We start from the raw sequence: 11,938 nt of genomic DNA on the forward strand, positions 1-11,938 counted from the left end.
CTTGGTAATTTTAATTATACCAGTCTGATAGTAAATTTTGTGCCAACGTTTACTGTACTGTCAACTTTAATGCTTCCGCCTAATGCTTCAATCTGGTTACGGGTTATAAATAAGCCAATGCCTTTGGCATCCGTATTTTGATGAAATGTTTTGTACATGCCAAAAATCTTATCGCCATAACGGTCAAGATCAATACCAAGGCCGTTATCTTCAAAAATGAGATAAATATGTTTCCCTTCTGTTAAGGTATAGCATTTTATAACGGGCTGCCTGTCGGGGTGACTGTATTTTAAGGAGTTGGTAAGCAGGTTTTGTAAAATACTTTCCATGTAAGCCGGTATATAACTGATCTCGCGGCATTGCGTAAAGTCACCTTCAACATGGGCGTTTATGGTTTCAATATTATTTTTTAACGCCGAGCAAATGTTTTTGAACATGGGTTCCAACTCAACCACCTTTCGCTCTTTGGTAATTTCGGTTTGAATCTTAACTATTTCGTTGATGTGTTCGATGGTCAGATCCAGGCTGTCGCTGATGGTTTTAATATGCGAAAAGATCTCCTCCCGTTCTTCAGTGGTTTCGGTTTGTTCAAACAGGTTTACCATAAATTGGAGGTTGCCCGTATGCGAACGAAGATTATGTGAAACAATGTACGCGAAGTTTTGCAGGCGGCGGTTTTGGTCGGTCAGTAAATTTATCGACTGTTCAAGTTTCAGCAACTTTCTTTTTTCGCTGTCGATATCCTGGATAACCCCTTTTACTGATGTGCATGTACCCAGGTGATCAATCACAGGTACAGCCTTTACTTTTAGCCATAACATATTGTTTTTGGCCGAACGTAAAAGCAACTCAATATCAAAGGGCCTGCTGTCTTCAACAGTATGGTTAATCGCATTTTGTAAAACAGGCCGGTACGGAGGCTCAAAAAAACTAATAAACTCTTCAACGCTCAGTTTTAAATGATTTTGAAGATCAAATAAGTCATATACTTGTTTTGACAGCACAATGGTATTGATGTTTTGAGAGTCAATTTCCCAGATGCCTAACCGTGCTGTTTTAAAGGCATCATCATTGGTGATTTGGTTATGTGCCGATAATAAGTCGTCTTGTTTGTAACGGTTGATGTTTACAAGCGAACCGTAAACTATACTGCCATGCTCGTCGTCCAGTTTCCTGATAGTTGTTTCAAACCACTGGTACCCGTTTTTTTTTGTTAAAAAACGTAGTTGGAGCGGTGGTGTGTCTTCCGCTACCCTGTTGTTAATGGCGTTGAAAAAAAACGGTTTATCGCCGTGGTAAAGCAGATGTTCAAAAAAAGTATAAGCATCACATTCAATTTCATTGACTTGATAACCTAACAGCGTATAGAAGCCTGTTGACCATTTTACTTCCCTTGTATTGAAATTGTACTTCCAGATCCCCGTATCCAGATCATTGATCAAAGGGGTAAGATGTGCATCATCGCCGGAAAGTTTGCCCTTTTCAAAAAAACTCATATCAACAATCTGTTCACTAATTCAACTTGTTTTTGACACGTGCATATGACTAAAACATGTGCCATGATTTGAAGTTTTTATAATTTATAACCATCAGTTGTATGGCCGTGGCTTCTTATCAATCATTTATTCCACATTTGGCCTGCTTCAAATATAATATTTTTGATACTTTATAATGTATTCTTTTACTGGTATTTACGGCTTGAAGAATATTTGGCCATATCTACTCTTAATTGAAGTGATATTTTACAAAAATATGCTCACACTTCATTTTTGTGTTAAAAAAATGAAGGTATCCTTCATAAAATTGTTTGATGTAATTGAATTGTAAAAAATTGCGGCCACCAGTTTAGTAAATATGGGCGAACTATTATTGGGTTTTATAATGTCCTATTTTACAGGCAATTTGCCGGTGATTTAACTTTGTAGAAAATATTAAATCATTATTTTCTTATTAGTTCATCAAGCGCGTTTTTTGCAATCCATTTGGCCGATTTGCTGGGTTGGTTATATATATTTTGTGCAGTGTTAATGGCTTTAACTTTTAATATATTATTCCGTTTGCCCATTTGGCGTAAAGCCCAGTTAATAGCTTTTTTAACAAAGTTCCGGTTATCCCAGGCTTCCCGCTCCATAATAGGAAACAGGTTTGTAAATATTTCGTCGGGCGCCGTTTTATTATGAACTGCATATTCGGCCATTAAAACGAAACCGGCACGTTTTACAAATTCCTGCTCATGACTGCTATATTCAACAGCTTTATCAATGGCAAATGGGGTGCGGTCAAAAAGGTTACCGCAAACCTGGTCGCAGATATCCCATGAATAAAAGTCGCCGGTCCAGCTGTCCATTAGTTCGGGGGTAACCTGTTTAGGATCGGCTATCATGGAGGCCAGTATCCGGGCTTCATGTATTTGCGTATCCCAAAGTGCTAAAGCCAGCTCATGATCTTTTTTAATGATCTTAGCCAGTTTGCGGATCTCCGGCAATTTTACCCCTAAGGCCCTCGAATTATCAATACCAAAACGGGCCATGCCTTTTAAGTACGCAGCATCAGCTTTTTCTTTAAGCTGTTCAAGTACAAATAGTACGTCATCCATTTAATTGGTCATGCTTTTCTTTTGGAGGGTGTTGTGAATCGGCACTACCTGCATCAGCGCCGCGCTGCAATAAAAAGGGTGCAGCTCCATAACTAAAGTTCCTGCTTTGATGGCCGGATCTGTTTCAGTAAGTTTTTGGGCTTCTTCTACGGTTTCTACATTAAAAATAAAGATTCCACGTAAGGGTTGGTTATCCAGAAACGGACCGGCCACAACTAACTTACCCTCGGCAGCAAGCCGGCCAATGTTTTTAAGGTGCGCCATCTGCAGCTGCATGTTAGCCGCCGAATCTTTGAGTTGTGTTGGCCCTTCTTTTAAAAAGGCCATCACATATTTTTTCATGCCGTAATCATCAGCCCCAAGCTTTTTGGCCAGGACAGCATCGTACACAGGTTTTGAAGCAGCAGTATTCTGAGCTAAGCAGTTAAAGCTTAATGCAATAGCAGTAATGATAAGTAAAGCTTTCTTCATAAAAGTGATTATTGGTTATATCAAATATAAATAATGCCGGCAAATAAAAGGCCGGGCAAGCGTCCGGCTTCGAATGGTGGTATGTTAATTACCAAACTTTTTATTCAAGCCACTTTTTTTATAAAAAGCTTTATAATCTTTTATATTCAGCATATCATAAATAGCCTGCTTTTTATCCGTGTTGTTGTCATAATAGCCCTTGCAGATTTGGTAACCCACCCAATAACCCAAGTCGGCGGGTTTGTCGGCCGTTTCCTGGTTGGAATTGGCTATCCAGTTATAAGCCCGCTTTAAATACATCTCCTTTTCAAAATCGGCCCATATTTGTTTTTCGCGGCCTTTTGCCCATATATGAAGGCGTTCATTTGCAGTGTGTCCTGATATCAGTTCACCTAAAAAGTCGGCCATACCTTCAACCAAAACAGCCTTAAGTAAAGTAGTATCTCCGTCTAACATACCATCCTGGTTAAAGTGGATAAGTTCGTGCGCTACGAGGTTTGGAAGGTAGTCAAGTTTGCCGAAGTTATTGTTTTCCCAAAGTGTAAGTTCATCTATCGGTATATCCGGCGTACGCACTGCCTGGTCAAGGCCAATGAGTAAGCCATTATCCGTTGATGTGCCGCCAGATGAAAAAGCGCCGATGACGAAATATACATCAGGAAATTTGGCCTCAGGGTAGAGCTCTTTTAGTTTTACAAACGATGCCGTCATCTGCGGTTTTTGCTCGTCAACTGTATAAGTATTTTTGCGGATAGCAGCATAAAACTTTGACTTTTTATCATGACCTTTTACAAAGTTTTTCATGTGCACAACTTTGATGGCAAAATAATCCTGCAAGCCCACTGATCCGGGATCAATATAGTATTGTTTGTAAATATTACGGCGGTTTGCAGTGTCTTTCTGAGCGCGGTCATAAGCCGCCCAAAAGTTTTTAATGTCGCTGGTTACAAGTCTGGCTTTTAGAGGATCGTTGGTAAATCCCTTGGGTTGTTTTTCTACCGAACTAAGCAGCGGTCGCCATTCAGCCATTTGATGCAGTGAATTCAGGTCGGAATCTGTTATGAGGTGTGCTGCGTTTTTATAGCCGCTATTAATAGCTAATTTCAATATCTTCATTGCGCTATCGGCCTTACCTGAAAGTGCATAGCAGCAGGCGGCATTGTAGTAATCGTTGGTAGCTGAAGCCTTAAATTCGACTTTTTTAGCCGACTGTAAGTAGCAATTTCCGGCTTGAACAAAATTCTTCGCCTCGTATAAGCTATCGCCTTTGGCGCTTAAGCTCTTTTGTGCAAAGGCAGATGTACTCAATAAAAGAAACAGGAAAGGTAGGTATTTATTCATCTCCTAAAATAAAAAAAAGCCGGGCAATGCCCGGCTTCAAATCATAATTTCAATATTAAAAATCCGAAATCGAAATTCCGAAATCCGAAATCAAAGATTTCCTCTCGCTTCCTGCTCACGTTCAATGGCCTCAAATAGGGCTTTAAAATTACCGGCACCGAATGATTTGGCACCCTTGCGCTGAATAATTTCAAAGAACAGGGTTGGCCGGTCTTCAACAGGCTTGGTGAAGATCTGCAACAGGTATCCTTCGTCATCACGATCGACCAATATACCTAAGCGTTTTAATGGCTCAAGGTCTTCATCAATGTGGCCAACGCGGTCGATCAGGTCATCATAATAGGTTGAAGGCACGGTTAAGAACTCAACGCCACGATTCTGCAGCTCGGTAACGGTGGCTACAATATCATGCGTTGCAAGGGCCAGGTGCTGTACACCTTCATCCTCATAAAATTCAAGGTATTCTTCAATCTGTGATTTCTTTTTACCCTCGGCAGGTTCATTGATCGGGAATTTTACATAGCCGTTCCCGTTGCTCATCACCTTGCTCATCAAAGCCGAATACTCAGTAGAGATCATTTTATCATCAAAGGTGAGGATATTGCGGAAGCCTAAAACCTCTTCATAAAAGTTAACCCATTCGTTCATTTTATGCCAGCCCACGTTGCCCACGCAATGGTCAACATATAGTAGGCCGGTATCTGCCGGGTTGTAATTATTTTCCAGCTTTTGATATCCCGGTAAAAACAAGCCTTTGTAGTTTTTACGTTCAATGAACATATGCACGGTTTCGCCGTATAATTTAATGCCGCTGGTACGTACTTCGCCGTTTTCATCAGTCAGGGTTTGCGGTTGCTGGTATGGCTGGGCACCTCGTTTGGTGGTTTGCTCAAAGGCATCATAGGCGTCGTCAACCCAAAGGGCCAATACTTTTACGCCATCGCCATGTTTTTTAACATGATCGGCAATAGGGTGATCAGAGTGCAGGGGAGTGGTAAGCACAATCCTGATTTTGCCTTGTTGTAATACGTATGATGCCCTGTCGCGCACCCCGGTTTCGGGGCCGGCATAAGCCAGGTTTTGAAAACCGAAAGCACTTTTATAGTAATGGGCAGCCTGTTTGGCGTTGCCAACATAAAATTCCACATAATCGGTGCCGTTAAGGGGCAGGAAATCGGTTGTGGTTGGTTGTTTATCTAAAGTTTGAGTAGTCATTTTAATTGAATTAAATATGTCATTGCGAGGAGGAACGACGAAGCAATCGCATGCTATACAGGGCGAATACGCCTCCGTGCGATTGCCGCGCTACGCTCGCAATGACATGGTATTAGTAGTTAATATTGCCAGCTTTTATAATAATTTTCATCCTCTATCCTGATGGCATCCTCAGTTAGCATCAGCGGCCTGAACGGGTCGATCATCACCGCCAGCTCATCTGTTGATTCTTTGCCTATTGATTTTTCGACCGAGCCGGGATGCGGGCCATGAGGGATGCCGCCCGGATGCAGGGTGATTTGCCCTTTTACTACGCTTTTGCGGCTCATGAAATCGCCATCTACATAGTACAAAACCTCGTCGCTGTCTACATTGCTGTGGTTATAAGGTGCAGGGATAGACAACGGATGGTAATCAAACTTGCGAGGCACAAAGGAGCAGATTACAAAGTTATTACCCTCAAAGGTTTGGTGTACCGGTGGTGGCTGGTGTAAGCGCCCGGTTATGGGTTCAAAATCATGGATGGATAATGCCCATGGGTAATGGAAACCATCCCAGCCTATAAAATCAAAAGGATGGGTGCCATAGATATAAGGATAAATGAGGCCTTGCTTTTTGATCAGGATCTTGAAATCGCCATGTTCATCATAAGTTTTCAGATCGGCCGGTAGTTTGATATCACGCTCACAATAAGGAGAATGTTCCATCAATTGACCATATTGGTTGCGGTAGCGTTTTGGCGGCCGGATAGGGCTAAAGCTTTCCACAATGAAAAGCCGGTTAGCCATGCCGTCAAACTCCATCTGGTAAATGGTGCCACGGGGGATCACCAAATAATCGCCGTATTGGAACTTGATATTGCCGAAGCCGGTTTTTAAAGTGCCTGTGCCTTCGTGAATGAAAACTACCTCATCGGCCTGGCTGTTCTTGTAAAAATAGTCGGTCATACTTTTGCGCGGTGCTGCCAGCGAAATATGCAGATCGCTGTTTACCAGTACCGGTTTGCGGCTTTGCAGGTAATCATCTTCGGGTTGTATGTTAAACCCTATCAAACTGGTATGCTTCAGGTGTTTTTCGCGTGCTATTTTGGGCTCTACGCTGTATGGCTCGCCAAGGGTTTTTACAATGGTGGGCGGGTAGGCGTGGTATACCAGCGAATAAAGGCTTGAAAAACCTTCGGTTGACACCAGCTCTTCGGCATATAAACTACCATCGGGCTTACGGAATTGCGTATGCCGCTTAGGCGGAATTGATCCTAAACTATGATATAGAGGCATGGCTTATAATGTTAATTGGTTGTAAGGTTTTAATGTTGCAAGGTTTGTTTTACCTGATTAAAACTTTATTATTTATTGAACAGAAGCAAATGAAGATGGTTTTGATGAAAGGAGTTTAATGGGCGTTGTTTAGACAGAATTACACGTACGCCTACTTAGCTTAAGGTAATATCCAACCTTGCAACATTAAAACCTTTCAACAAAAAACAGATGAATTAGTATTGCGCCAGCACGATCTTGGCAAGCACAGCATCCCTGAAGGATGACGCATCGCTCATGGAGGTTAACCCCAATGAAAACAGGAAATGCATTTGTACGCGTAACATGATACTAAGTTAGGGGGATTATATTTAGGATGCAAATTTAGGTAGGGATGGTTGGATTTGGTGAATGGTTGATTAAGTTGATTAGGTGAGTGGTTTGGTTTGTAGAAATTTACGCCGCCGCTTGGCCCCAGCCGAGTGGCAATATCCCCAGGCCTCTGGCCTGTATACATCATCTCGTCGGCCAGAGGCCGTGAAACAGTTACCGATCGGCTCCAGCGGATCGGTGCCCGAAAGTTGTAACCTCTAACCTAATCAACCTCATAAACCGCAACTATTCAAGCAACCACTCACCTAATCAACTTAATCAACCATTCACTCTCCAATAATCAACCATTCATCTAACAAACCCTCAACCAAAATCATTAGCTTTGATTATACCAATTAAGCTACTCTATGAAATTAGTATCCTATAAAACCGAAGATCGCGAACATCTTGGCGTTTTTGTTAATGGCCACATCTACAATTTAAACTCCTGCGATAAGCTGATCCCTGATAACATGAACGAATTTTTATGGGGAGGGCCCGAATTGATGGAACACGCGGCGCGGGTTAATGAAGAAATCCGGTCGGGAAAGATAGAGGCTAAAGAGGAACTGTTTTTTGAGCTGATGGCCCCGGTGCCGCACCCAACATCATGCCGCGATGGTTATGCGTTCCGTCAGCATGTGGCTTCGGCAAGGCGTAACCGTAAGCTGGATATGATACCCGAGTTTGATCAGTATCCTATATTTTATTTCACTAACCATAACGCTGTACAGGGCCCCGGCGAAATTGAATGTATGCCCGATCATTTTCAAAAGCTTGATTTTGAGCTGGAAGTGGCGGTGGTGCTTAATAAAAAAGGACGTAACATTACAGCTGCCGAAGCCGATAGTTTTATAGCGGGATATATGATCATGAATGATATGAGCGCCCGCACCCTGCAAATGGAAGAAATGCTGCTGAACCTTGGCCCGGCAAAGGGTAAGGATTTTTCGACGGTGATTGGTCCCTGGCTGGTAACGCCCGACGAACTGGAGCAATATAAAGTACCTGCAAAACCTGGTCATACAGGGAATGCCTATAACCTGGAGATGAAATGCGTGGTGAACGGCAAACAGGTATCGGCAGGTAATATGGCCGATATGGACTGGACCTTTGCCGAGATCATTGAGCGTGCTGCCTATGGATGCGATGTATTACCGGGTGATGTAATTGGCTCAGGAACGGTTGGTACAGGCTGTTTTCTTGAACTGAATGGCACCGGCGTACTTAATAATGCCGATTATGAACCACAATGGCTGCAGCCGGGTGATCTGGTTGAAATGGAGGTTACCGGTTTAGGGATGCTGGGGAATATTATAGAAAAAGCGGATAGTAATTTTTCGATCTTGAAGTTAAAGAAGTAAGAAAATAAAAAAAAATGTCATTGCGAGCGAAGCGCGGCAATCTCGTAGCCAATGCATGTTCGTCGTGCATTGGCTACGAGATTGCTGCGTCGTTCCTCCTCGCAATGACATGAAATCATGATACAACCTCCATGCCAACCATTAACATATCCGATCTTTCTCCCGTTCAACTGCAAAGCTACCTGAATTTTGCAATAGCGCCCCGGCCTATTTGCCTGGCCTCTACAGTTGACAAGGCCGGGAATGTAAACCTGAGCCCTTTTAGTTACTTTAATATTTTCAGCGTTAATCCGCCCATATGTATTTTTTCGCCATCGCGCCGGGTGAGGGACAATACCACCAAACACACGCTCGAAAATATCAGGGAAGTGCCCGAATGCGTGATCAATATTGTTAATTATGATATGGTGCAGCAAACCTCGCTTTCAAGTGTGGAATATCCGCAGGGCGTTAATGAGTTTATTAAATCGGGTTTAACACCTGTGCCATCGCAATTGGTAAAACCGCCACGCGTGGCTGAATCATATGTGCAAATGGAATGTGTAGTTAAGGAGGTTGTTGAATTGGGACAAGGCAATGGCGCCGGCAATCTTGTGCTTGCCGAAATCAAGATGATGCACATTAATGATGCCGTTTTAGACGCGGATGGCAAAATAAACCAGGCCAAAATGGACCTGGTTGCCCGGCTTGGCGGCGACTGGTATTGCCGGGTTACTAAAGATAACCTGTTTAAAGTAGCCAAACCCAATACCAAAATGGGTATAGGTGTTGATGCACTGCCTTATGCTATCCGTAACTCAAGGATCCTTACAGGTAACAACCTCGGGCAATTGGGTAACCTCGAAGCTATACCCGACGATGAAGCTATCGAAGCCTTTGCGCTTACCCCGGAGATAAAAGAAGTACTTGATGCCACCATCGGCGACAGCCAGACCCGTGAGTTGCAATTACATTTGAAAGCTAAGCAATTGCTTGAAGAAGAGCGGGTTGAAGAGGCTTTGATGGCGTTGCTGATGGAATGATAGCTGAATATGTTTTCTTCTGCCAGTGTAGGACGGATCATCAGCTACATCCCTTTAAAGTCTGTTATAGTATTTCCATCATACCGGTACACTCCACCTATAGCACCAAACCAAATATTTCCTTTATCATCTTCTAAAATCCCAAAAACCATTGGCTTATTAGTTATTTCGGTTACTGATGGCTTTTTATCAGACAAGGATTTTTCATCGTAACGGGAAAGCGCCCAGGCCGCTGTATTAGCGCTAAAACCAGAAAGTATCCTGTTGGGGTTATCAGCACTTTCTGAACTCGTCCAAATGTTTCCTTTTTTATCTTCGTAAACATAACCAGCAAATTTCCGGGTGAAATTGGTAAATGACCTACCATTGTAGCGCCACAGTCCATCGCTGCCGGCGAGCCAGATATTGCCCTTTTTATCTTCCATTACAGAACGAACATTGGTAAAAGGTTTGCCATTACGGCTGAAAACGTTAAATATTTTACCGTCGTACACAAAGGTGTTGCCTCTTGTTGCAAACCAAAGCTTGCCCGTTCTGTCTTCAATAATTGAATTAACTTCATGAGGTGCCCTATCCGGAAATGTTTTCCCTGTTGGGTCTTCATTCATCCCATATCCGTTTATGATATAATTCCGAAATGATATTCCGTCATACCGGCTTGCTCCACCCCAAACGCCAAACCAGATGCTGCCTTTTTTATCTTCATAAATACTTACCACATCATTATTGAGAAGGCCATCCTTTATTGTAAAATTACGAAAGGATTTCCCGTCGTAACGGTAAACACCTGAACCGATAGAGCCAAACCACAAGTTGCCCTTCTTATCTTCTAAAACAGAAAAAAAACGGGCCGAACTCACTTTACTTGTGATATTGGTAAAGGATTTCCCATCGTACCGAAAAATACCATCAAATGCAGCAATCCAAATGTTGCCTTTTTTATCTTGTATGATATTACGGGTGATTCGGTTAGGTCCGGCGAAAGGGGTTACGTTTTCGGCATGCTTTTGCCGGGCCTGTGCGGGGAAATAAATTACTCCTGCCAGCAGTATAATCAGGCAGGACAGAACGTTTCTTTTATTTTTCATATCATATCAAAGTTGATCCAGCGAAATTACTTTGATACCTTACTGTCAGAAGAACCAGGATTGTAAATAAAAATGTAAACTTTGTAAATAAAGTCTCCATGTTATGCCTGGTGGCCGAAATTTCCTCTCCCGGAGGATGTGCAGATACTTGTTCGGATTGACATTAAGCGTGTGTTAACGCCAGAAGTGTTCGGAAGAAATAGAAAAAGCGAGGGAATTAAAAATCTTTCGAATACTTCTGGTGATAACACCGATCACAAGCTAAATATTTGAGCCCCATCCGCATAATCAAAAAAATCAACGGTAATATGCGTATTCCTTCCCTTTAAGATGATAATCAACTGGTAGCTGTCGTTTTTCAAATAATTCGTAAGCCGGTTTGAGGTTGCGCCAAAAGGCATCCTGTTTGTAAGCCGCATAGCGCTTTAAGTTTGCATCATCCATCCGGAAAGGGAAAATATCAACACGGACTTGCTTTTGGCCTGCTACAAATGCCTCGTAAACCAGGGTATAAATTTCTTCTATCCGGGCATCGGTCATGGCATAGCAACCTATAGAAGCACAGTGCCCATGTACCATGATGGCGCTGCCGGTATAACCTTTAGCTTTATCAATGGCATTAGGATAGCCTACATTAATAGCCAGGTAATAGTTGCTTACCGGGTTAAGTTGTTTGGGCTCTATGGTATATAAGCCTTCCGGGCTTTTACCGTCGCCGCTGCGGGTTTTGGTACCTAACCCGCCTGAATAGGTGCATACGTCATAAGTTTTAAAGAGCTGGTATTTATTAGCCGATTTTACCCATACTTCAAGTACACTGATGTCTTTAATGATACGGAGGTACACTGAGCCATAGGGGGCAATGCCTTTATCTTTAAGCTCTTTTTGAAGTTTAGGCCATATTTTAAGACGTACATCGGTGGCCCGTTTGCTGTCGGGGATTTCGGTTTTGTGAAGTGCTAATAATAGAATCAGCAACAACAACGTAATTGGTTTAGGCATTGGTTAGGTTTTTAACTATAATTATAGTTAACGGAATTGTTGGAAGGAAATTATGTGGGAAGGACGATTTTTTATTGGCAAAAAATGCAGGTTATAATCTCCATGTCATTGCGAGCGCAGCGCGGCAATCGCACGGATGCATAGCCGCTCTGTATAGCATGCGATTGCTTCGTCGTCCCTCCTCGCAATGACATTTTTTTGTTATAAGCAG

10 protein-coding genes are annotated in these 11,938 nt (G+C 42.6%); 2 read left to right on the top strand and 8 right to left on the bottom strand.

Annotation, left to right across the window (positions count from 1 at the left end):
* Positions 1-14: 14 nt before the first annotated feature.
* The 6 genes from ACEN82_RS02755 to ACEN82_RS02780 form a co-directional block, all read right to left on the bottom strand.
* A complete protein-coding gene (locus ACEN82_RS02755; RefSeq protein ID WP_413322496.1) occupies positions 15-1,496 on the bottom strand; it encodes a PAS domain-containing sensor histidine kinase in 1,482 nt (493 codons plus the stop codon).
* A gap of 443 nt (positions 1,497-1,939) precedes the next feature.
* The gene (locus tag ACEN82_RS02760) at positions 1,940-2,596 is read right to left on the bottom strand and encodes a DNA alkylation repair protein (protein WP_413322495.1); all 657 of its coding nucleotides are present in this window, start codon (positions 2,594-2,596) and stop codon (positions 1,940-1,942) included.
* Complete coding sequence (locus ACEN82_RS02765) at positions 2,597-3,067, bottom strand: YciI family protein (protein ID WP_413322494.1); 471 nt, start codon at positions 3,065-3,067, stop codon at positions 2,597-2,599.
* 84 nt (positions 3,068-3,151) lie between these two features.
* The gene (locus ACEN82_RS02770; RefSeq protein WP_413322493.1) at positions 3,152-4,408 is read right to left on the bottom strand and encodes a gliding motility protein GldB-related protein; all 1,257 of its coding nucleotides are present in this window, start codon (positions 4,406-4,408) and stop codon (positions 3,152-3,154) included.
* Positions 4,409-4,498: 90 nt separating this feature from the next.
* Positions 4,499-5,623 carry a 4-hydroxyphenylpyruvate dioxygenase gene (gene hppD, locus ACEN82_RS02775; RefSeq protein ID WP_413322492.1) on the bottom strand — a complete coding sequence of 375 codons (1,125 nt, stop codon included), beginning with the start codon at positions 5,621-5,623 and terminating at the stop codon, positions 4,499-4,501.
* Between the two features lie 119 nt (positions 5,624-5,742).
* Positions 5,743-6,900, bottom strand: a complete 1,158-nt coding sequence (locus ACEN82_RS02780; protein ID WP_413322491.1) for a homogentisate 1,2-dioxygenase — start codon at positions 6,898-6,900, stop codon at positions 5,743-5,745.
* 719 nt (positions 6,901-7,619) lie between these two features.
* On the opposite strand from ACEN82_RS02780, the gene ACEN82_RS02785 reads away from it, so the two are divergent.
* Positions 7,620-8,615: a fumarylacetoacetate hydrolase family protein gene (locus tag ACEN82_RS02785; protein ID WP_091166719.1), complete on the top strand. Its 996-nt coding sequence runs from the start codon at positions 7,620-7,622 to the stop codon at positions 8,613-8,615.
* Between the two features lie 131 nt (positions 8,616-8,746).
* The gene (locus tag ACEN82_RS02790; protein ID WP_413322490.1) at positions 8,747-9,637 is read left to right on the top strand and encodes a flavin reductase family protein; all 891 of its coding nucleotides are present in this window, start codon (positions 8,747-8,749) and stop codon (positions 9,635-9,637) included.
* Between the two features lie 44 nt (positions 9,638-9,681).
* On the opposite strand, the gene ACEN82_RS02795 is transcribed toward ACEN82_RS02790, so the two are convergent.
* Together ACEN82_RS02795 and ACEN82_RS02800 are read right to left on the bottom strand one after the other, a co-directional pair.
* Positions 9,682-10,725 carry a ligand-binding sensor domain-containing protein gene (locus ACEN82_RS02795; RefSeq protein WP_413322489.1) on the bottom strand — a complete coding sequence of 348 codons (1,044 nt, stop codon included), beginning with the start codon at positions 10,723-10,725 and terminating at the stop codon, positions 9,682-9,684.
* 297 nt (positions 10,726-11,022) lie between these two features.
* Positions 11,023-11,727, bottom strand: coding sequence for a L,D-transpeptidase family protein (locus ACEN82_RS02800; protein ID WP_413322488.1), 705 nt, complete (start codon positions 11,725-11,727; stop codon positions 11,023-11,025).
* Positions 11,728-11,938: the final 211 nt, after the last annotated feature.

The organism is Mucilaginibacter sp. Mucisp73 (assembly GCF_059491465.1).

What these genes read in the sequence shown, in the direction of transcription:
- ACEN82_RS02755 (WP_413322496.1), bottom strand. Translation starts at nt 1,496, where the DNA reads ATGAGTTTTTTTGAAAAGGGCAAACTTTCCGGCGATGATGCACATCTT.
- ACEN82_RS02760 (WP_413322495.1), bottom strand. Translation starts at nt 2,596, where the DNA reads ATGGATGACGTACTATTTGTACTTGAACAGCTTAAAGAAAAAGCTGAT.
- ACEN82_RS02765 (WP_413322494.1), bottom strand. Translation starts at nt 3,067, where the DNA reads ATGAAGAAAGCTTTACTTATCATTACTGCTATTGCATTAAGCTTTAAC.
- ACEN82_RS02770 (WP_413322493.1), bottom strand. Translation starts at nt 4,408, where the DNA reads ATGAATAAATACCTACCTTTCCTGTTTCTTTTATTGAGTACATCTGCC.
- hppD (WP_413322492.1), bottom strand. Translation starts at nt 5,623, where the DNA reads ATGACTACTCAAACTTTAGATAAACAACCAACCACAACCGATTTCCTG.
- ACEN82_RS02780 (WP_413322491.1), bottom strand. Translation starts at nt 6,900, where the DNA reads ATGCCTCTATATCATAGTTTAGGATCAATTCCGCCTAAGCGGCATACG.
- ACEN82_RS02785 (WP_091166719.1), top strand. Translation starts at nt 7,620, where the DNA reads ATGAAATTAGTATCCTATAAAACCGAAGATCGCGAACATCTTGGCGTT.
- ACEN82_RS02790 (WP_413322490.1), top strand. Translation starts at nt 8,747, where the DNA reads ATGCCAACCATTAACATATCCGATCTTTCTCCCGTTCAACTGCAAAGC.
- ACEN82_RS02795 (WP_413322489.1), bottom strand. Translation starts at nt 10,725, where the DNA reads ATGAAAAATAAAAGAAACGTTCTGTCCTGCCTGATTATACTGCTGGCA.
- ACEN82_RS02800 (WP_413322488.1), bottom strand. Translation starts at nt 11,727, where the DNA reads ATGCCTAAACCAATTACGTTGTTGTTGCTGATTCTATTATTAGCACTT.